The organism is Neobacillus sp. OS1-2 (genome assembly GCF_030915505.1).
Classification (GTDB): domain Bacteria; phylum Bacillota; class Bacilli; order Bacillales; family Cytobacillaceae; genus Neobacillus.
Map to the genome: position 1 here is coordinate 3,426,704 of NZ_CP133265.1, position 21,627 is coordinate 3,448,330.

At 38.8% G+C, this 21,627-nt stretch carries 21 protein-coding genes; 15 read left to right on the top strand and 6 right to left on the bottom strand.

What is annotated here, in order from left to right; all coding sequences use genetic code 11:
• The first annotated feature begins 441 nt into the window (after positions 1–441).
• The 4 genes from RCG19_RS17085 to RCG19_RS17100 are packed head-to-tail and all read left to right on the top strand — an operon-like array spanning position 442 to position 3,900.
• Positions 442–1,266: an electron transfer flavoprotein subunit beta/FixA family protein gene (locus RCG19_RS17085; RefSeq protein WP_308108108.1), complete on the top strand. Its 825-nt coding sequence runs from the start codon at positions 442–444 to the stop codon at positions 1,264–1,266.
• Between the two features lie 30 nt (positions 1,267–1,296).
• Positions 1,297–2,328 carry an electron transfer flavoprotein subunit alpha/FixB family protein gene (locus RCG19_RS17090; RefSeq protein ID WP_308108109.1) on the top strand — a complete coding sequence of 344 codons (1,032 nt, stop codon included), beginning with the start codon at positions 1,297–1,299 and terminating at the stop codon, positions 2,326–2,328.
• Positions 2,321–3,616: an FAD-dependent oxidoreductase gene (locus RCG19_RS17095; RefSeq protein ID WP_308108110.1), complete on the top strand. Its 1,296-nt coding sequence runs from the start codon at positions 2,321–2,323 to the stop codon at positions 3,614–3,616. Before RCG19_RS17090 ends, RCG19_RS17095 begins: the two co-directional genes overlap by 8 nt.
• Positions 3,616–3,900, top strand: coding sequence for a ferredoxin family protein (locus tag RCG19_RS17100; protein ID WP_007086187.1), 285 nt, complete (start codon positions 3,616–3,618; stop codon positions 3,898–3,900). Before RCG19_RS17095 ends, RCG19_RS17100 begins: the two co-directional genes overlap by 1 nt.
• A 220-nt stretch (positions 3,901–4,120) precedes the next feature.
• Here RCG19_RS17100 and RCG19_RS17105 read toward each other — a convergent pair whose 3' ends face one another.
• The 3 genes from RCG19_RS17105 to RCG19_RS17115 form a co-directional block, all read right to left on the bottom strand.
• Entirely contained in the window at positions 4,121–4,459 is a 339-nt protein-coding gene (locus RCG19_RS17105; RefSeq protein WP_166237698.1) for a hypothetical protein, read from the bottom strand.
• A 153-nt stretch (positions 4,460–4,612) separates the two neighbouring features.
• Positions 4,613–5,851, bottom strand: coding sequence for an MFS transporter (locus tag RCG19_RS17110; protein WP_308108111.1), 1,239 nt, complete (start codon positions 5,849–5,851; stop codon positions 4,613–4,615).
• Between the two features lie 149 nt (positions 5,852–6,000).
• Positions 6,001–7,503 (bottom strand): ATP-binding protein, encoded by a 1,503-nt coding sequence (locus RCG19_RS17115; protein ID WP_308108112.1) that lies wholly within the window; start codon positions 7,501–7,503, stop codon positions 6,001–6,003.
• Positions 7,504–7,706: 203 nt separating this feature from the next.
• Here RCG19_RS17115 and RCG19_RS17120 point away from each other — a divergent pair, with 203 nt between their 5' ends.
• Together RCG19_RS17120 and RCG19_RS17125 are read left to right on the top strand one after the other, a co-directional pair.
• Positions 7,707–8,147, top strand: coding sequence for a MarR family winged helix-turn-helix transcriptional regulator (locus RCG19_RS17120; protein ID WP_166237701.1), 441 nt, complete (start codon positions 7,707–7,709; stop codon positions 8,145–8,147).
• Positions 8,148–8,242: 95 nt separating this feature from the next.
• Positions 8,243–9,937 (top strand): M3 family oligoendopeptidase, encoded by a 1,695-nt coding sequence (locus RCG19_RS17125; protein WP_308108113.1) that lies wholly within the window; start codon positions 8,243–8,245, stop codon positions 9,935–9,937.
• Between the two features lie 57 nt (positions 9,938–9,994).
• On the opposite strand, the gene RCG19_RS17130 is transcribed toward RCG19_RS17125, so the two are convergent.
• Positions 9,995–12,139 (bottom strand): ATP-dependent Clp protease ATP-binding subunit, encoded by a 2,145-nt coding sequence (locus tag RCG19_RS17130; protein WP_308108114.1) that lies wholly within the window; start codon positions 12,137–12,139, stop codon positions 9,995–9,997.
• A 190-nt stretch (positions 12,140–12,329) separates the two neighbouring features.
• Here RCG19_RS17130 and RCG19_RS17135 point away from each other — a divergent pair, with 190 nt between their 5' ends.
• Positions 12,330–13,373: a YkvI family membrane protein gene (locus tag RCG19_RS17135; protein WP_308108115.1), complete on the top strand. Its 1,044-nt coding sequence runs from the start codon at positions 12,330–12,332 to the stop codon at positions 13,371–13,373.
• 34 nt (positions 13,374–13,407) lie between these two features.
• Here the strand turns inward: RCG19_RS17135 and RCG19_RS17140 are convergent, their stop codons facing one another.
• Positions 13,408–14,019, bottom strand: a complete 612-nt coding sequence (locus RCG19_RS17140; RefSeq protein ID WP_308108116.1) for a CPBP family intramembrane glutamic endopeptidase — start codon at positions 14,017–14,019, stop codon at positions 13,408–13,410.
• Between the two features lie 146 nt (positions 14,020–14,165).
• Here RCG19_RS17140 and RCG19_RS17145 point away from each other — a divergent pair, with 146 nt between their 5' ends.
• On the top strand, positions 14,166–14,285 hold the full coding sequence (locus RCG19_RS17145; RefSeq protein ID WP_007086968.1) for a DUF6254 family protein: 120 nt from the start codon (positions 14,166–14,168) through the stop codon (positions 14,283–14,285).
• Between the two features lie 57 nt (positions 14,286–14,342).
• On the opposite strand, the gene RCG19_RS17150 is transcribed toward RCG19_RS17145, so the two are convergent.
• Positions 14,343–14,534, bottom strand: coding sequence for a YkvS family protein (locus tag RCG19_RS17150; RefSeq protein ID WP_007086967.1), 192 nt, complete (start codon positions 14,532–14,534; stop codon positions 14,343–14,345).
• A gap of 259 nt (positions 14,535–14,793) precedes the next feature.
• Here RCG19_RS17150 and RCG19_RS17155 point away from each other — a divergent pair, with 259 nt between their 5' ends.
• From RCG19_RS17155 to glpK, 7 genes are all read left to right on the top strand, one after another.
• Entirely contained in the window at positions 14,794–14,988 is a 195-nt protein-coding gene (locus RCG19_RS17155) for a hypothetical protein (RefSeq protein WP_308108117.1), read from the top strand.
• A gap of 41 nt (positions 14,989–15,029) precedes the next feature.
• Entirely contained in the window at positions 15,030–15,980 is a 951-nt protein-coding gene (locus RCG19_RS17160; protein WP_308108118.1) for an AAA family ATPase, read from the top strand.
• Positions 15,977–17,176, top strand: a complete 1,200-nt coding sequence (locus RCG19_RS17165) for a DUF58 domain-containing protein (RefSeq protein ID WP_308108119.1) — start codon at positions 15,977–15,979, stop codon at positions 17,174–17,176. The genes RCG19_RS17160 and RCG19_RS17165 overlap by 4 nt, the downstream gene beginning before the upstream one ends.
• Positions 17,170–18,369: a hypothetical protein gene (locus RCG19_RS17170; protein WP_308108120.1), complete on the top strand. Its 1,200-nt coding sequence runs from the start codon at positions 17,170–17,172 to the stop codon at positions 18,367–18,369. Before RCG19_RS17165 ends, RCG19_RS17170 begins: the two co-directional genes overlap by 7 nt.
• Before the next feature lie 70 nt (positions 18,370–18,439).
• Positions 18,440–18,994 (top strand): glycerol-3-phosphate responsive antiterminator, encoded by a 555-nt coding sequence (locus tag RCG19_RS17175; RefSeq protein WP_308111017.1) that lies wholly within the window; start codon positions 18,440–18,442, stop codon positions 18,992–18,994.
• Positions 18,995–19,178: 184 nt separating this feature from the next.
• The gene (locus tag RCG19_RS17180; protein ID WP_308108121.1) at positions 19,179–20,003 is read left to right on the top strand and encodes an MIP/aquaporin family protein; all 825 of its coding nucleotides are present in this window, start codon (positions 19,179–19,181) and stop codon (positions 20,001–20,003) included.
• A gap of 32 nt (positions 20,004–20,035) precedes the next feature.
• Positions 20,036–21,526 (top strand): glycerol kinase GlpK, encoded by a 1,491-nt coding sequence (gene glpK / locus RCG19_RS17185; protein WP_308108122.1) that lies wholly within the window; start codon positions 20,036–20,038, stop codon positions 21,524–21,526.
• Positions 21,527–21,627: the final 101 nt, after the last annotated feature.

Sequence of the window (21,627 nt, forward strand, 5' to 3'; positions counted from 1 at the left end):
GTATACCGCAAACACAAATGCGATTAATTTTCCAGCAAACTTCTATTTTACTCCCCTATTTTTCTAACCCAACCCAACCCATAATTGAATTCAACAATATTTGACAAGCTGTGATTTTTATCATTGTTTATATCTCAATATTTCATATAGTTATATTAGTAGTAATTACATAAAATACACACCAAGATTATCTACCAATCATCCACATCAAGTTAGTACTTCAACTACTTTTTCAAAATCACTTCATAGAACCACATTAAGTTTGTTTAGGCTTTCCCTAATTTAATTTTTGTTAAACACCAAAGAAAAATAGAAAACTCTCATTGTTTGGTACTATGCTAATGTTGCGATACATATATCGTTAATAAAAGCATTTTTAATAACCAAAGGAAGCAAACGCTTTCAACATTCTTAGATTATATGGAGGAGGGAAAGTCCTACATGCACATTGTCGTATGTGTCAAACAAGTCCCTGATACAAAGATTATTAAAATTAATCCAAAAACAAACACACTCGACCGCCGAAGTGCGCCAGCCATTTTGAACCCTTACGATGCCCATGCGGTTCAAGAGGCCGTCAAAATTAAGGAAAAAACCGGTGGTACGATTTCGGTATTGTCAATGGGACCGCCGCAAGCAACAGCAGTCATTAAAAAGAGTATTGAAATAGGGGCAGATAGAGGTTATTTAATTTCCGATCGTGCCTTCGCCGGAGCGGACACACTTGCAACTAGTTATGCCCTATCAAAGGCACTTGAACGAATCAGTAAGGATCTCCCAGTGGACATGGTGATCTGTGGAAAACATGCCATCGATGGTGATACTGGGCAGGTTGGACCTGGTATCGCAAGGAGAATGGATATTCCTCCCGTTACAAATGTAATCGAAGTTACGGAGGTTAATCAAAAGGAAAGAACAGTATTAATAAAACGAAAGCTGACCAGCGGACATGAATTGATTCAGGCGGAATTGCCATGCTTATTAACTGTTGAAAAAGAAATCAATGCGATTGAATATTCACCAATGACGAATATGATTAAAGCCGCTAGGTACGAACCCGTTATTTGGGCAGTAAGCGATTTGGAAAATGTGGAACGGACACAGCTTGGTCTAAAAGGTTCACCAACTATTGTTGGTAAAATGTTTACACCTCCACGACCAGAAGGTGGGAAAAGGTTAGAAGGTTCTGCTGATGAACAAGTTGGTCAACTCATGGAAATCTTAATGGAGAAAAGGGACCTATTAACGGTACAGACATCTAAATAAAGTTTATCTTTTGGGCAGGGAGGGATTTACATGAATCTAGACGATTATCGTGGAGTCTGGGTATTCATCGAACAGAACGATGCTAAAATCGAGGGTGTTTCATTAGAATTACTTGGCGCCGGTAGAAAGCTAGCTGATAAGTTACAAGTCCCATTGGCAGGATTTCTACTAGGCAGCAACATTTTGCCATTAGCGAACCAAGTTATTTCCTTTGGTGCTGATGAAGTGTACGTGATTGATCATCCGGTACTAAAACATTATAGAACAGAATCGTATATGCAAGGAGTTATGGTTCTTGCCCAAAAATATATGCCTGAAATTATCCTTTACGGGGCAACACCAAATGGAAAAGACTTAGCAAGTGCGGTGGCAACAGATTTAAGCACCGGATTAACAGCTGATACAACCATGCTTGATGTTGATGTGGATAATAGATTGCTAGAGGCGAGCAGGCCGGCATTTGGCGGTAATATTATGGCGACAATCCTCTGTAAGAAACATCGACCGCAAATGGCAACAGTGAGACCAAAGGTCATGAAAGCCTTAGAGCAAGATAACAAGAGATTTGGCAAAGTCATTGAAGAGAAAATAGATTTAAAAGAAGAAGATATGCGCACTAAAGTATTGCAAATTGTGAATGACGTAACAAAAAAAGCCAATTTAGCCGATGCTCATGTTATCGTCTGCGGTGGAAAAGGGTTGGGTGACTTACAAAACTTCCAGCTCATCCATGAATTGGCCGAAACAATCGGAGCGAGTGTTGGCGGTACACGTGACGTGGTCGAAGCAGGCTGGCTGCCCCACGAACAGCAGGTTGGTCAAACGGGCGAAACTGTAACACCAAAAATCTATTTTGCAATTGGCATTTCTGGAGCGATTCAGCATGTCGTGGGAATGAAAAATTCCGAGTTCATCATTGCAATTAATAAGGATCCCAACGCCCCGATATTTGATGTGGCAACCTATGGAATTGTAGGTGATGCGATGGAAATCGTCCCCAAACTAATCGCACAATTTAAGCAGCTAAGATCTGAAAAAGGCGGTGTAATAAGTTATGCCTGAAAAATTTGATGTCATCGTAGTTGGAGCAGGGCCTGCTGGTACTTCTTGTGCCTTAACATGTGCTAGAAATGGGCTTAACGTTTTACTTATTGAAAGAGGAGAATACCCAGGGGCAAAGAATGTTATGGGGGGAGTCTTATACCGAAAGCAAATGGAAGATCTTATTCCTGAGTTTTGGAAGGAAGCACCGCTGGAGAGACCAGTGATTGAACAGCGTTTTTGGATGATGGATAAGGAATCAGTCGTGCAATTCGGTTACAAGGGCCTTGAATGGGCTGTTGAACCCTATAACAACTTTACCGTGCTGCGGGCACAGTTTGACCAATGGTTTGCGGCAAAGGCTGTGGAAGCCGGAGCGCTTCTCATTAACGAAACGGTTGTGACCGAATGTATTGTTGAAAACGGAAAAGTTGTAGGTGTACGCACCGATCGTCCGGATGGCGAGGTTTATGCGGACGTCGTTGTCCTAGCCGATGGAGTAAATTCACTTCTTTCCAAACAATTAGGCTTTCATAAAGAATTCCGTCCAGATGAGGTCGCTTTGACTGTAATGGAAGTTATTAATCTGCCAAAAGAAAAAATCAATGATCGTTTTAACTTACAGGATAACCAAGGGTGCACAATCGAAATTTTTGGCGATTCTACGAAGGGGAACCTTGGGACAGCTTTCCTTTATACGAATAAGGACAGCTTAAATATCGGAGTAGGTACAACCCTATCAAGTATGATTAAAGCCAAATTAAAGCCATATGAGCTCCTTGACTATCTAAAAAAACATCCGATGGTCCAACCGTTTATTGCAGGAGGGGAATCTGCAGAATATCTTGCCCATCTCATTCCAGAAGGCGGATATCGTTCCGTACCAAGAGTAGCAGGTAATGGCGTTCTAGTCGTAGGAGACGCAGCACAGCTTGTTAATGCAATCCATCGTGAAGGTTCGAACATGGCAATGCATTCAGGGTTATTGGCGGCGGAATCCATCCTTGAAGCTAAAGCAAGGGGTGGCTATACGGAGGCTAACTTAAACATATACCGAGAGAAGCTTTACGATAGCTTTATCATTAAAGACCTAGAGAAATACAAAGATGCTGCACATACATTTGAGAAGTATCCACAATACTTTAATGAATATGTCCCAATGATGAACAAGGCTATGAGCAAATTCTTCACCGTTGATGGCACAACAAAACGAGAAAAACAAAAACAAATCATGAAGAGTGTAACAGCAGAAAAAGGAACGCTGCGAGTATTGCAAGATATCTATCGAGCTTGGAAGGCGGTGAAATAATGTCAACGAAGAATATCGAGGAAAAACAGTACCTCCTCAGGTTTAAGTGTGATACGAAGTCCCATTTGACGATCCTTGACCATGATGTTTGCATGACACAATGTCCCGATAAGATTTGTACAGTATTTTGCCCTGCTGAGGTTTATAAGTGGGAAGGGACACGGATGCAGGTAGGGTATGAAGGTTGTCACGAATGTGGCAGCTGCCGAATCGGCTGTCCGTACCAGAACATTAAATGGGAATACCCTAAAGGCGGACATGGGATTGTGTTCCGACTGGCATAATGAAGATGTTGAAAAGTGTTGTTTGCGGTTAGTGCAGGCAGCACTTTTTTATGGGCTAGGAAATTATAAACTCATCCCAATTATGGATAACTTGGAATAGTCATCTGAATCCAGCGCCCTTGCGCCTTTTGTTCTGAGGAAAGATATATAATCACTATATGTAGGTTTTTTCACAAGTGAGGGTAAAAAGAAGGTGAAGCAAATGGTAGGTAATGAGGGATTAACTTATTTTCTCTAGGAGTGTAACGGTGGTAAGTTCATCATTTTTGCTTGCAGATGCTAATGTGGACGCGAGTGCCATTGCATCATCCATCAATTTCATATTTGTCGAGCAATAATAGGGTTTCTTCCAATTAAAATCGCCATCGCCATCTGCAGGGTAGACACTTACTTTCCAATGGTAAAATATCTTTGGCTGCGGGAGCTGTACCCCTTCTACTGCAATTAGCCAATGTGTTGAAGTGGAATCAGGATGGTTTTCATCTAAAGAGTTCTGGTCATTTAAACCAATCGGAATTAGCGCCTTTTCATAAAAATCATGATAATTTGGAGTTTTCATCTCTTTTTTCCTCCCTTATAGGTTCTATCTATATTATATGAAACATTAACCGCTTTTTTGTGTGATAAATGTTAAAAGTTTTCAAAAAATTTAAGCGTTTTCACAAAAAATCCAAGAAATAAAGTAAGGATGGGCATTATGCCCATCCTTATTTTATTTCTTATTATTCCATTCCCAAACCTTTTGATCTGTTGGAAGAACGAATGCGATTAAGCCTAGCAATGGCAGGACACCCAGCCAGGTAATCATCGACTGCAATCCAATCAAATCTGCAATGTACCCTAGACCAACTGAACCAATTGCCCCCATCCCAAACGCCAGCCCAACTGTAAGACCAGACATTGTGCCGATTTTCCCAGGGACTAATTCCTGTGCATAAACCACGGTCACGGAAAAGCTAGTCATTAAAATAAATCCAGTTAGAATAAGGAAGATAAAGGCCAGTGTTGGTGGAACATAGGGAATTAGAATAGAAAAGGGCACGGTAGCTAACATCGAAAACGAAATGATGTTTTTCTTCCCAAAGCGATCCGCAAGTGGTCCGCCAAAAAAGGTACCCACTGCCCCGGAAAGTAAAAAGGCGAATAAAAAGACCTGTGATTCTTTAATCGATAATGCATATTCTTTAATTGCAAAAAACGTGTAGAAATTGGTAATACCCGATGAATACCAAGTTCTTGCGAAGATTAATAATAGAATCAGCGATAATGCCTTTTTAACCTCTTTAGATAAACCTTCTTTACCTACACCACTCATGCTCTTTTTTCTTGCTACCTTCGGTGGTGTTATTAATCTCTGTTTATACCAATTGGCGATATAAACTAGCAATATAACGGCAACTGCGGCAACGATCGTAAACCAGGATGCACCAATTTGCCCAAGTGGAACCAAAATAAGTGCAGTAATGACTGGAGCTAATGCTTGACCAGTATTCCCTCCTACTTGATAAATGGATTGTGCAAGCCCCCGGCGACCACCGGCAGCCATAAAAGCCACCCGTGAACCTTCTGGATGGAATACTGCTGAACCGAGGCCAATGAATAGAACCGACAAGACAATCATGGCGAAGTTGGGAGCAAATCCTAGTCCGAGAATACCAAATAAAGTAAACGTTAGTCCTATTGGCAGGGCATAAGGCATCGGCTTTTTATCAGTTACCATTCCGACTACCGGCTGCATAACAGACGAGACCATATTTAAGGAAAATGCTATGATCCCTAGCTGGGTAAAGCTTAATCCCATAGTTTCTTCTAAAATAGGAAACATAGCCGGTACAACCGCTTGAATGGCATCATTCAATAAATGGCACAGCCCGATAATAATAAGAATTTTATATAAAGTTGATTCAGAGGCTTTTGGAGCTTTAGCTTTTATTACCACTGGTTGATTCATAGGATCCCTCCCTTAAGATAAAATAACGACCTATTTTTCTTTCCTATTTTACTACTTAAAAATTAAAATAAGAAATGTTTATTTCTAATTTCGAAATATTTAGCAAATAAAACAAAAGAATAACAAAACGAGACCATTGTGATCTCGTTTTATTTTACGATTGGCAATGTAATACTGACGGTCGTCCCCATCTTTTCTTTGCTCTCAATTAGTATACTGCCGCCAAATGAGTTGATGATCCTTTTACAAATGACCAGTCCAAGGCCTGTCCCTGTTTCTTTGGAAGTGTAAAAAGGAACAAATATATTCCCCAACTCATCCTTCGGTATTCCTTTCCCAGTATCGCTAATTTCTAGTTTACAAAAATCCTTATCCTGATGTAGCAGCTTAATTTCTAGAATCCCAGGTTTTTCAAATGATTCAAACGCATTTTTTGTAAGATTCAAGATAACCTGTTTCAATTCGTCCTTAACACAGGTAACGATGATGGGTTCACTAGAAAGTTGAAAGTTACATTCTACATTTTGTGAATTTCCCTCAGATATGATGAGGGGTTTCAATTCTTTAAGTGTTTCTGCAATATTGATGTTATTTGTCACTTGTGCTGTCGGCTTACCAAGGATTAAGAACTCACTAACTATTTCATTTATCCTCTTCAGCTCGGAGTTTATAACATCGAAATAGAAGCGATCCTCTTGATCGGTATACTTTTCACCTAGAAGTTGGATTAACCCTTTTACACCTGTCAACGGATTTCGAATTTCATGCGCAGTGCTTGCAGCTAAGGAGCCAACTAATTCCAGCTTTTGCAACTCATTTTGCCGTCTTTCTTTATGGGCAAATCTCCGTAAAAGGAGATATTCAATTAGTAAGTAAAGGATATGGGTTATGACGAGAATGATAAATAAAACCTTACCCAAAGTTTTCCCGATTTGTTTATTATTCCGATCTGCAATTTTCACTTTAATACTCCATGGTATACGGTCCATTTGTGAAGTGACCCAATGGGTATTATGCTCATCTATTTCATTGTTGGTTACATTCATTTCAAGGATGGCAGATTTTCCACCATTCACAACATATAGCTTGGTTTCTGGAGTCAGAACCTTCATCAGGTTCCTCATATAATCGATCCGTAAATCTGCAATGAGAATAGCTTTTAATTCGCCATTTTCATCGAGAACGGGTCTAGCTATTCCAACAATTCTTTGATTATTTTTAAGAATCTCCTCATGTTCTGAAATGATTGTATCCTTTGTGTTGATTACTTCTTTTATAAACGGTAATTTGGAAAAGTCATCTTCATTACGCAAGGGAACGGAGCCCGTTAACAAATTTCCATTTTCGTTCAGTAGGTACAGACCTCCATATCGGGGATCGTTTTGGTTTACCTTCATGAGTAATGGTTCCATTTTCTTAGGAGAATCTATGTTTTCCATGGCGGATAGGGAAAGAATATCTAGGCTTGTCGTTGTTTCACTAATGAATTGATCCCAGTTCTTTTGATAAATCGAAGCGACCCATAAAGCATCTTTTTTTCTTTCCAAGTCGTTTTCTTTTAAAATATCAAAAAAATAGTATGTACCTAAAATGATAACAGGTAAGATCACCACGATAAAATAAATAAAAAAATTGCCTTTACGACTGTTCATGTAAATACCCCAACTTGATCTGTAAATAATAGTGTATTTATTATATCAGAAGTATTACCATTTTTCTGAACTATTCCTGTTGATTAAAAGGAAATTGACAGTAAGTAAAAAGTTTTTTATAATAGCTTTGAAATCGAGATAATTTGAAATGGTGGTACCCTTCTTCGGACCATTATATAAAAAACCTAAAAGGATGCGTTTTTATGGAAAATGATTCTGTTGCAAAGTCATTAAAGCTATTTATTGTCCTTTCCCGAGCATATAAAGCAATCAATGAACATGTAAATAAAGCCATTCAGGCGAATGGTTTAAATCCAACGGAATTTGCTGTGTTAGAACTTCTCTATCATAAAGGCGATCAGCCCATGCAACAAATCGGTGGGAAAATTTTGCTAGCAAGTGGCAGCATCACCTACGTTGTTGATAAACTTGAACAAAAAGGATTGTTAAGGAGAATAGCGTGTCCGAAGGATCGACGAGTGACATATGCTCAAATAACTGAGGAAGGGGAAAATTTCATTCAAGAGATTTTTCCTGAACACGCAGGTGAAATCGATAAGCTGATGTCGAGCCTTACAGAATCAGAAAAAACGGTTGCAATTGAGCTGCTAAAAAAATTAGGACTGCCTGCAGGTAAATTTTAATACGGCCATTAGGTCGTATTTTTTTTAGTTGAAGGAATAGTAATAAATAGTGTCGAACTAATTTAGTTGGAAATTGAAAATAGGGGGATGTTCATATGAGTTTTGAAAACTATACATACCTACGTCCGAATTTAGAAGAAGTAACGGCAAAATTTACAGTGGAGCTTGAACGCTTTACTAAATCAGCATCTGTCGAGGACCAAAACAAGGTTATGAATGAGATAAATAAGATTAGGAATGACCTTGGTACAATGTTCAATCTTTGCTATATTCGTCATTCGATTGATACAAACGATGAGTTTTACAAGCAAGAACAGGATTATATGGATGAAGTTCAGCCTGAGGTTGAAGGATTAGTGACAAAATATTATCAAGCCCTTGTTAACTCAAAGTTCCGAAAAGAACTGGAAGAAAAGTGGGGAAGGCAACTATTCGCCCTTGCCGAAGGGCAGCTAAAAACCTTTAAGCCAGAAATTGTTCCTTTATTGCAAAAGGAAAATCGCCTGTCAACAGAATATACAAAGCTGCTTGCATCAGCCAAAATTGATTTTGAGGGTGTGGAACGAACACTTGCACAATTAGAGCCATTTACGGAGTCAACTGACAGAGAAATGAGAAAACGGGCAACCGAAGCGAAATTTGCCTTCTTTTCAGAGCATGAAGCAGAATTAGACCGTATCTATGATGACCTGGTTAAAGTTAGAACAGAAATTTCCCAAAAACTAGGTTATAAAAACTTTGTCGAACTTGGATATTATCGGATGATGAGAACGGATTACAATGCCGAAATGGTAGCAAATTTCCGTACGCAGGTGAAGGACTATATTGTTCCAATTGCGACTAAATTAAAGATGCGTCAACAAGAAAGAATCGGACTCGATAAATTAAAGTACTATGATGAAGGATTCAATTTTCAAACAGGGAATGCGGTGCCAAAAGGCAGTCCCGATTGGATTATTGAAAACGGTCAAAAAATGTATGAGGATCTTTCCGTCGAAACAGGGGCTTTTTTCCGCTTTATGAAGGATAACAACCTAATGGATTTAATTGCAAAGAAAGGTAAAGCTGGCGGTGGTTATTGTACGTTTATTGAAAATTACAAAGCACCATTTATTTTTTCTAATTTCAATGGAACATCAGGTGATATTGATGTTTTGACACATGAAGCAGGCCACGCCTTCCAAGTTTATTCTAGTCGTCACTTTGAGATTCCGGAATATAACTGGCCAACCTATGAGGCATGTGAAATTCACTCGATGAGTATGGAATTCTTTACATGGCCGTGGATGGAGTTATTCTTCAAGGAAGATACGGACAAATACAAATTCTCTCACTTAAGTGATGCCTTATTATTCTTGCCATATGGAGTTTCCGTTGATGAATTCCAGCACTGGGTATACGAAAATCCAGAGGCCTCACCAAAAGAGCGTAAACGTAAGTGGCGAGAGATTGAGAAAAAATATTTGCCGCATAAAGACTATGATGGCAATGAATATTTAGAAAACGGCGGCTTCTGGCAGCGCCAAGGCCACATCTTTAATTCACCATTTTATTATATTGATTATACGCTTGCACAGATTTGTGCCTTCCAATTCTGGAAGCGTTCGAGAGAGGACCAGGAGGAGGCATGGGCTGATTATGTTAAGCTTTGCAAACTTGGCGGCAGCATGTCATTCACTAAACTTGTCGAGGCAGCAAACTTAATTTCTCCGTTTAAGGATGGCTGTGTGGAGTCGGTAGTGGGTGTTATTGAAAACTGGTTAAATTCTGTAGAAGATCAAAGACTTTAATAAATCAAAAAGCGAAGCCGATGAATAAACAGGCTTCGCTTTTTGATTATTCTACATTTATGATTCTGTCACCACTTTTATCTCACTATTTTCAACAACAGCCGCTAATTTTCTAGCTTCCGGCTCTTCCAAAATAAAATCAGCGATTTTGTCTTCTATCTGTTCCTGTATGACCCTGCGAAGCGGACGTGCGCCAAAAGCAGGATGATAGCCAAGTTCAGCTAATTTTTCCTTTGTTTCCGTAGTGACAATTATTTCAATGTTTTGCTCATTTAATGTCTCTTGTAATTCACTTAGCATTAAATCGACAATGGTCAATAGATGTTCTTGGCCCAGTGTGTTAAATTCGATAATATTATCAAACCGATTTAGGAATTCAGGTTTAAAGAAGCTGCCAAGTGAGTCTAGAATGCTTGCTTCTTCGATGATTTCATTTGCTCCGAATCCAACGTGAACTGTTTTGTGGCCGACACCCGCATTACTTGTCATAATTATGACGGTATCCTTAAAGCTGACGATTCTACCCTGACTGTCAGTAAGCCGTCCGTCTTCAAGTATTTGCAGGAACATGTGCTGAACGTCGGGATGTGCTTTTTCAATTTCATCCAATAAAATGATACTATATGGATTTCTACGTACTTTTTCTGTAAGCTGCCCGGCCTCATCATGACCAATGTACCCTGGAGGTGACCCAATTAGTTTTGACACACTGTGTTTCTCCATATATTCACTCATATCAAGACGGATCATAGAATCTTTGGTGCCAAATAACTCTTTGGCAAGAGTCTTAGTTAACTCTGTCTTACCAACCCCAGTTGGGCCGACAAAAAGGAAGGAGCCGATGGGACGATGTTTAGATTTTAAACCGGCACGGCTGCGTCTAATCGCCTTTGCTACTTTTTTAACAGCCGTTACTTGACCGATGACCTTAGAGTTTAGATTTTCTTCCAATGATTTCATTTTAAGCTGTTCATCCTGCTGCAGTTTTCCGACTGGAATTCCTGTTTTTTGTTCGATTATTTCTTGAATATGGGAGACAGTAACAATTGGTCTTTCGGAACTAAAATCATTATTTAGTTCCTTTTCTAGTTTAGCCTCCTCATCTCTCAGGATTGCAGCCTTTTCATATTGTTCACTTTTAAGAGCATCCTCTTTTTCAACTGAAATTTCATTGAGCCGTGACTCAATTTGCTCATTGTTCTTATAATCGGAAGTTAGATTTAGTTTCGAGCCGGCCTCATCAAGCAAATCGATTGCCTTGTCGGGTAAGAAGCGGTCTTGAATATAGCGCTGTGACAATTGAACACAGGCCTTCATTGCTTCCTCAGAATAGGTGACTTCATGGTAATCTTCATATTTCTTTTGAATTCCTTTTAAGATTTCAATTGCCGCCTCTGAGGTTGGTTCAAGGACATGCAAAGGTTGGAAGCGGCGTTCTAATGCGGAATCCTTTTCAATTTGACGGTATTCCTTTAATGTTGTTGCCCCGACTAGCTGTAGTTCGCCCCGTGCGAGCGCAGGTTTTAAAAGGTTACCCGCATCCATGGAGCCTTCAGCAGAACCTGCACCAACAAGCAAATGAATTTCATCGATAAACAGAATGATATTTTTTTGCTCCTGCAATTCAGAAATTAATTGCTTCATTCTTTCCTCAAATTGTCCGCGAATCCCAGTATTGGCAACAAGGGAGGCAACATCTAGCAAATATACCTCCTTATTACGTAATTTGCCTGGGACTTCGCCGTTTGCAATTTTAATAGCAAGTCCCTCAGCAATAGCGGTTTTTCCGACACCAGGTTCCCCAATTAAAACCGGATTGTTTTTGTTTCTTCTGTTCAGAATTTCGATTACTCGTTTTATTTCTTCATCACGGCCAATGACAGGGTCAATAAGACCTGCCTTTGCCATCGTGCTTAAGTTCCGACCGAATTGATCGATAAAGCCGCCATGTTCTGTTTTTCGCTCACCTTGAGGTGGTTGTTGTCCTGTCATATCCTGACCGTATGGCATGCCGTTTGACATAAATAGGTTTTCAAACGGGAAGCTTGGTAATGAATTCATATTCTGACCAAAACCAGCCCCTAGAGCTTGTTTTTCTCTTTTGTAGCATTCATGACAAAGTTTTATTTCCTTATGTTGACCGTTAAGATTCATCGTTAATTGGATATTTGCATGATTTTGATTACATTGTTGACAAAGCATTGAACATAACCTCCTTGGTTTTGTGCTTTTATCAATTTGACTTTGACTATCTTTGACCTTATGACCATAGTATACTCTGACCTTTTTTGACTTTCAAGTAATTTGTTTATAGCAATCGTTGCCAATTAAGGAAAAAAGCTCGTCTTTGTTTGTCCCTATAATCATATATTGATGATGAGGGGGAGATGGTGTGAAGAAGAATTGGACGCAAGCTTTTCAAATTGCGGCAGTCTATGTAGGTACAGTAGTTGGAGCTGGATTCGCCACTGGGAAAGAAATCGTGGAATTCTTTTCGCGATTTGGTTTCTTTGGCTTTATTAGTATATTAATGAGCGGCTATTTTTTTGTCGGTATTGGTTCAAAGATGATGCGAATGGCGGCACACATTGAGGCAAAATCCTATCAAGAATTTAATGAGCACCTATTTGGAAAATGGGCGGGCAGTATCATCAATTTCTTTATGTTATTCATGCTCCTTGGTGTAAGTGCTGTCATGTTGGCCGGCGCCGGTGCCGTTTTTGAGGAACAGCTCGGCTTGCCAAAAAATCTTGGTGTAATTCTAACCATATTTCTTTCGTATCTTGTCATGCTTGTGGGCACAAAGGGTCTTTTTGCGGTCAATACGTTCGTCGTTCCCTTAATGATTACCTTTAGCTTAATCTTGATGTTTTTATCACTAGGAATGCCGAACTTTTTAGATCGCTTTTTATTTATACCACCTGCTACAGACGGCTGGAAGAGTGTGATTGCTCCATTTTCCTATACGGCCTTAAATTTGGGATTGGCACAAGCAGTTCTCGTTCCTGTTGCCACTGAGGTTAAGGATGACTGGACGATAAAATGGGGAGGTATTCTGGGAGGACTTGCGTTAACACTTATTTTAATTGGCAGCCATTTTACATTAATCATGCTGCCTAACCTTGAATTGTATGATATCCCAATGGCCATTATTATGAAAAACGTAGCCCCGTTTTTATATTGGATATTTGTACTTGTGATCTTTGGAGAAATCTTTACTTCTGTAATTGGAAATGTTTTTGGCCTTGATAGGCAGTTGCAGCAATATATCCGTATTCCAACGCTTGTATCGGTTTCGGTCATTTTTACTGTTTCCTATCTCATTAGTTTGGTGAATTATAGTACGTTGCTTTCCTATTTATATCCATTGTTTGGCTATATTTGTATGACCTTTTTTATATTATTATGGATGAAACCATTTACACCAAGTAAGTAATAAAAGAAGCAGCTGTGAAATCACAGCTGCTTCATTATGTTAAAGGAATAATGATAAAAATCATGAGATCGAAGATGATATGGGAAACAATCACCAGCGGCATGCTTTTTTTCCAATAATAAAGGGAACCCCAGACGCAGCCTGAGACAAAGGCCGCAAAGACAAGCAAAAATGAGCCTGCGTAAATATGAACAGATGCAAAAAGTACTGCTGCTAGTAAGATACTCCACAGGGGTTTAAAGTTTTTTAATAAACCTTTCTGAATAAATCCCCTCCAGAATAGCTCTTCACCAGGCGCGGCAACCAGCACGAGGGCAATGTATTGCCAAAATACATGTGGAGCATACCAACGGTACAGTTTTTTTATTGGTTTTTCAAACGGTAGATGAAGAATTTGAATGGTTTGGTATCCTATCCAAAAAAGTAGATATAACAATAGACCGGAAAGGACGCCTAGAAACAGATATTTGATAAAGGATGCTTCATCATCCACATCCCCTTGAAACATGGCAAATGCTATTAATACAAGTACTGATCCAGTAAAAATGTACCAAAAAATTACTCGATCATGAAATGAAAAAAATAGTAGAGCATGTGCCAGAATTAGGCCAGCTAGAAGGCGAATGTTTAAAATGTTTTGCTTCATTATGTTTTTCCCCTTTAGAACTCAATAAAATATACTTTATCAAAAAATAGATGGAAAAGGAAATGATTGCATTAAACATTTTAACCAATTCTTATGATAAGAACCTGAAAAGAAGAAAAAAATAAGTGGGAAGGGAGTGAAAATCTATGAGTAAATCACGTAGCGAACAAGAAAGAGAATGGACTGTTAGGAAACAGGATCAAAATCCTCATGGGAAAGTAAAATCCTTGAAGCAGCTGTCAAAAGAAACTGGTCAAGGGAAGTAACATAAACTATGGAAAAAAGGAAAAAGGCAGTCAATGTCTGCCTTTTTCCTAAAACGATTACATATAAGCGCTTTCTTTTACGACTTTATAGTTTTTATGGTTGACAACTGTCCGCTGATCTAATTCTAAATCACGGTAATTATCCATATAAGTTAAGTCGACTATTACAGAATTTTCATTTACCTTTTCAACAATCCCTTGCAAGCCACCGCGGAATTCTATGATATTTCCTACTTCTGCTATTTTCATTAGTCTCTCTCCTTTGCCTTAAAAACTCTTAAAAACTATTAATAAACCAATTAAATAACAGTTTGCACTACTTTTTTATATTCGTAAAGGTTTTTGTGTGACAATTTGGTTAATTTTTTCAATTTATACTATTATATAATTAAATAAGGTGTTTAAGAATGAAAAGCGCTTTCGATAATCAAATTTGTTGAAAACAGAAAGTGGACTTTTTAGATAGTTGATAGGTTACAATAGATGATGGAAAAGAGGGTGTATTGACATGCAGGAAGAATTGATTAACGACATATTAAATCGTTTAATGTCGGGAGATCTTTCGGAATATTATGTAAAGAATGATGAATTTATGGAATTTCGAAAGGTTTTAGTAAAAAGAAAAGATTTTAAACATTTCCGTGGTATCGGGCAGCGTGGCGGGGATGTATTGTATCAATACCTTAAAGAACCGAGAAGCTAATCGGATTCTTGGTTGAACACGGTTACAAAGGGGATGAGAAAATGGCCTTACTAGAAAAGATCTCTCAATTAAAGCAGGAGATTGGTAAAGTGATGGTTGGAAAAGAGATAGAAGTTGAATTAATGGCGATCTCGTTATTATTTAATGGTCATATTTTACTTGAGAGTGTACCTGGAACAGGTAAAACACTACTCACAAAAAGCTTTGCTTCCGCCATTGGCGGGAGGTTTTCCCGTATCCAGTTTACCCCAGATGTTCTTCCAAGTGATGTCACCGGGATTCAATTTTTTAATCCAAAGATTCATGAGTTTGAACTGCGCCCTGGGCCCATTTGTGCAAACATTGTCTTAGCTGATGAGATTAATCGGGCAACACCAAGGACACAGTCAAGTTTATTAGAGGTAATGGAAGAGCGGCAAGTAACCATTGATGGTATAACCGTTCCCATGGAAGAACCTTTTATAGTGATTGCGACACAAAATCCTGTAGAATCCCAACAAGGAACCTTTTCATTGCCTGTTGCGCAAATGGATCGTTTTTTTATCAAGATTAATGTAGGTTATCCCGATTATGAGGATGAAAAAAGGATCTTGCGAATACATCGCAGGGAAGTAAAAAGGAATACTATAGCACAGGTGTTTTCTCTGACGGAAATTGATCAATTAAAAAAAGCGATTAATGAAATATATATTTCAGACGATCTTGAAGATTACATTTTATCGATTGCAAGAAAAACCCGAGAACATAATAGCATTGAGTTGGGTGTCAGCCCACGAGGAACCTTAGCGCTAATGAAAGCTGCTCAAGGAAAGGCTATATTGAACGATCGTACATATGTTACCCCGGATGATGTAAAGGCGGTTGCTCCATACGTCCTAGGCCACAGAATTATTCTCTCAATGGAAGGGTCATTAACAAAGACATCAGAATCGATTATTGGTGAAATCCTTGTTTCCATCCCTGCACCAGCTGAAAAGGGTGCAAATGAATGAGTTGGAATACGTATTCGATAGATGATCGAAAGCTTACGGTAATTACCGGCTTGGCCATTGTTCTCATTATTGTAAGCCTCTATATCCAGTCAAAATTAGTATTGTTTCTTTCCATCTTTATTCTTACGGTCCTAAGCTGTAATCAATTTTATTTAAAAAGAGTCGGAAAGCAGTTGTTTTTCGAAAATATCGCTGAAAAACATCGGTATTTCGTGAACGATAAAGGGCAATGGACAATAACGATTCGAAATGAAGGCTACCCCATTTTAAATGCTAAGTTAAAAATATACTTTGATCAATGCGTGATTCCTGAGGGAAAGACCTTGGAGCCCAATCTTTCGCTCAATGAAATTTCTCTTCGATTTTCGATTTTCGCAAGACAAACCAAACAAATCATTGTCCCATTTTCGGCAAACAGAAGGGGAATTGCCCAAATCCATAAACTCGAATTCCGTATCCCAAGTTTATTAGGGTTTGGGGAAACGGTGCTGGAATCTAAATGGTATTTAAACCAGCTGGCTGTAGTTTATCCAGAACCTATTCCCGTTAAAGGATTAAAGGAACAGTTGTCTGTTCATCAAGGAATATATAGTGCCCCTTCCTCTTACTATGAGGATCGATTGGGACCAACAGGTACAAGAAACTATATTTCGTCAGACAGCTTTAACCGGATTCATTGGAAAGCAAGTGCCAGAAAACAAGAATTGCAAACGATGATCTATGAAAAAATTTCTGAAAAGGGCTGGATGATTGCCTTAAATATCTCCGACGGTCATTCGATAACAGGTAACCTTGAAAAATTGCTTAGTAGTATAACCGAGATGGCATATTTTGCATATAAAAATCAAATTCCTTTTTCCCTCTGCATTAATGTACGAACAGCAGGAAGTACCCCATTTCTTTATCTTCCAAAGGGAGAAGGAAAAGAGCATTTGCAAACTGTCTTGGAAACCATCGCATCCATCAGTAGCCAAAATATAAGTTTACCATATGAACAGATGCTTTCTTTCTATAGTAAACATTTGGAATATCAGCCCATTTTCATCCACGCTGGAATTAGGAGAGATGATACGAATCGATTGCTCCTAAACTTGTCCAATAAAGGTGGGAAATTGTTTAATCTAAAAATTGAAGAGGATCATGGATTACTAAGTGAATTAGATATTCATCATGAACGAAGGGCGCTGTTATGTTGAATCGAGTGGCAGTTATTACCTATTACTTCCTTTTGGAACTAATATCAGGGATTCTTTTTTTATTTTTATTTTTTATAAATAAAAGGGAGTTACCTCCACTCCATGTATTGGCAGGTTTGTGTGTTGGCAGCATCATCATATTTTCACTACTTCTAGTAAGATATCACAATAGGGGGAAATGGCTTTATTTTGTTACGGTATTTCCAACACTCTTGGTGATTTGCAATCACGCCAATATTTCTCTTTTTAGTGGAGCATGTCTTGGGTTGTTTGTGTTTTGGCGAGGGATTTCCCTGTTGGATGATTTTTCGCTGCATTCCGAAACATTGTTGTTACTGTTGTCGTTTTTCTTTGGATTAGTTGCCATCATCTACGCTGCAATGAGTCATTACCCCTATCAAAGTGAAATAATCTATCTACTAATTGGACAGTTAGTTATTGTCCTTATAGGAGAGTTTGTTAGAAAGTGGTATTTGGTCAAGAAGGATCAATCAAAGTTTGTCTTTTATTTTTTACTAATTATTGCAGTAATTACATTAATAAGTATTTCTTTTACAACTTTACTAAAATATTTTCAACTTCTCTTTTTTGGCATCTTACAGACCATTTTGTTGCTTTTGGCTAGTATTGCGAAACCGCTCTTTGCCATCCTGGAATTTCTTGTTAGTCTGGCGGGGAATGAAAGTAAACCAACAAAAATGATAGAAAGTAGTGATTTACAGGACAAATCGGATAATTACCAAGCTCTCTCCTATGATACGGCAGAGAATATCTTGTATTTCATTCTTATCCTTGCTGCCGTTACTTTTATCATCTATCTGTTTTATAAAAAGAAACTAAAACCCCGGCCGGTTTCAATTGATTCTTCGTTTGTTATTTCCGTTTCTGAAGGGGTGTTTGGAGCTGTGCACACGACGCTATATCACCGAAGAATCAAACCGCCCGAGGATAAAATTAGGAGGGAAATATTTGAATTAGAAAAATATGCAAAAAGGCTAAATTTAGGAAGATTATCTTTTGAAACACTTGAAGAATGGTGGCTAAGGGTGGGACTTTCTGGTTCACTGGAATCGCTTAAAATCTATGAAAAAGTTCGCTATGGCGGTGTCCCCTCATCCCTAGAAGAACAGACCAAGATGAAAACGGAAATTCGCTGTTTGAAGCAGCAATTAAAGGAAATCAAAAAAGCCTGATTGGCTATTGTAATAAAGCCCTTTTCTATTTATGATAGGAGGAAAAGTGCTGGGAAAGGGTTTGAAAGGGATGGAACAAAAGATATTACCTGCTTCAGCAAACATGAAGGAATTCGAACGTTTTTTGCAAAGCTCATACGAAATTGGTGTTTTTCTAGATATGCACGTTGCACAATTAAAAAACATTAACATGATGGCCAAGCAAAAAGGAAAGAAAATGATTTATCATGTTGATTTAATCCATGGCATTAAAAATGATGAATTTGCTACAGAGTACATCTGCCAAGAGTTTAAGCCCTACGGTTTAATTTCAACGAAGGCTAGTGTTATTTTAAAAGCGAAGCAAAAAGGGGTTATCGCTGTCCAAAGAATCTTTCTGATCGATACACATGCGATTGAAAAAAGCTATAAGTTGATTGAGAAAACCCGTCCGGATTATATTGAAGTGCTCCCAGGTGCAATGCCTTGGATGATTACAGAAATAAAAGAACGGGTTAAAACCCCCATTTTTGCCGGTGGGCTAATTAGAACGGCAGAAGAAGTTCAGGCTGCATTAGATGCTGGGGCAGATGCGATTACTACTTCTAAGAGAGAGCTGTGGGAAGCTTATGTTAAACAAGGTTAAAATAGTAATATACTATTTTATCTTTAAAAAGATGTTGACACCGCTTTCATAACTTTATATAATCTAGTTAACAAGTTAATATCTTTGTGACGGAGATAAGGAGATTCACACAGATGCCCATTTTGGGGTATTTCTGCTGTGAATCTCTTTTTTTCGTGAATTTATTCAAGGGGAGTGGAGAAAAATGTCACCATTTGTTGGGGAATTGATTGGAACAATGATTCTAATCGTATTTGGTGCCGGTATTGGAGCTGGTTCTTCTTTAAAGAAGTCATATTCCAATAACGCTGGTTGGATTGTTATTACTATTGCTTGGGGGCTTGCAGTCACAATGGGGGTTTTTGCTGTTGGTTCTGTCAGTGGTGCCCATTTAAATCCAGCTGTAACGGTAGCTTTAGCGTTAAATGGAGATTTTCCGTGGTCTGAGGTGCCAGGTTATATTGTTGCACAGATGATTGGTGCAATCATAGGAGCAGTACTTGTTTATTTACATTACTTACCGCATTGGAAGGCGACAGATGATCCGGCTACAAAGCTTGGTGTGTTTGCTACAAGTCCTGCCATCCCGCATACGTTTTCAAATCTTTTAAGTGAAATCTTTGGTACCTTTATTCTAGTACTTGGTCTATTATTTATTGGGGCAAATAAATTTACAGAGGGATTAAATCCATTAGCTGTAGGATTATTAATTGTTGTAATTGGTATGTCTTTAGGCGGAACCACAGGGTATGCGATTAATCCGGCACGTGATCTTGGCCCACGTATCGCCCACTTCCTGTTACCAATTCCTGGTAAGGGTGGTTCCAATTGGGGTTATTCATGGATACCAGTAGTCGGCCCGATTCTGGGAGGGTGTTTAGGAGCAGTATTTTACAAGGCTGTCTTTATTGGAAAAGTGACGGGATCGCTTTGGGTAGTGTTAGCAGTTTTGATCGGTATCCTAATACTTGCATATGCAGCAAGTAAAAAGCAGACTACTGCGATCAATCAATCAGGCCAAGCGGCTTAAAAAATGATAGGTTAAAATGGGGGGGATTTTACATGGAAAAGTATATTTTATCTTTAGATCAAGGAACTACAAGTTCAAGGGCAATCATTTTTAATAAAAGTGGCGAAATTGTTCACACAGCGCAAAAAGAATTTACACAGCATTTTCCAAAGCCGGGCTGGGTTGAGCACAATGCTAATGAAATCTGGGGGTCAATCCTGTCCGTGATTGCCGGGGTTTTATCCGAATCAGGCATTAAACCTGAACAAATTGCGGGAATTGGCATTACCAATCAACGGGAAACTGCTGTTGTCTGGGATAAAGAAACTGGTGATCCAATTTACAATGCAATTGTATGGCAATCAAGGCAAACAAGTGAAATTTGTGATGAGTTAAAAGAAAAAGGCTATAATGACCTTTTCCGCGAAAAGACAGGCTTACTGATTGATGCCTATTTCTCTGGTACAAAAGTGAAATGGATCCTTGACAATGTTGAGGGTGCACGTGAAAAGGCGAATGAAGGGAAATTGTTGTTTGGAACGATTGACACGTGGCTAATTTGGAAACTCTCCGGCGGTCGTGCTCATGTTACAGATTACACGAATGCATCACGGACCTTAATGTTTAATATTCATGAACTCAAATGGGATGAAGAATTATTAGAAATTTTAAGTGTTCCTAAATCCATGCTTCCGGAGGTTCGTCAGTCCTCTGAAGTTTACGCCAACACTGTTGATTATCACTTCTTTGGCAAGGAAATACCGATTGCCGGAGTTGCCGGTGATCAGCAGGCCGCATTATTTGGTCAAGCATGTTTCGAAAAAGGTATGGCTAAAAATACTTATGGCACTGGCTGTTTTATGTTAATGAATACTGGTGAAAAGGCAGTTCAATCTAAGCATGGTCTATTAACCACCATTGCTTGGGGATTAAACGGTAAGGTGGAGTATGCGCTAGAAGGGAGTATTTTCGTAGCGGGATCCGCAGTTCAATGGCTTCGTGATGGATTAAGATTAATCCAAGATGCTCCACATAGCGAAAAATTGGCTGTCCAGGTAGAATCGACAGATGGTGTATATGTTGTTCCAGCATTTGTTGGACTGGGTACACCATACTGGGATAGTGATGTCCGAGGAGCAGTGTTTGGTTTAACGCGCGGAACATCGAAAGAACATTTTGTCCGTGCTACGCTTGAATCACTTGCGTATCAAACAAAGGATGTTTTATCAGCCATGGAAGCTGATTCAGGTATCGAACTTAAAACACTTCGCGTCGATGGTGGGGCTGTTAAAAATAATTTCTTAATGGATTTCCAAAGTGATATCCTGAATGTACCGGTAGAAAGACCAATAATCAATGAAACCACTGCTCTAGGGGCAGCATACTTAGCAGGGTTGGCAGTTGGTTTTTGGAAAGACCAGGAGGAAATTTCAACACAATGGGCAATTGACAAACAGTTTACCGCAAACATGACAGAAGAAAGTCGTAATGATTTATATGATGGCTGGAAAAAAGCTGTAAAGGCGGCAATGGCCTTTAAATAATAACGATTCTCATTATAAAAGAAATATGGTATAATGAAAACAAGTTAATAAATTGGCTGGAGAATTCGGAGAGACCACAAAAACATTATCGAAAACGATAA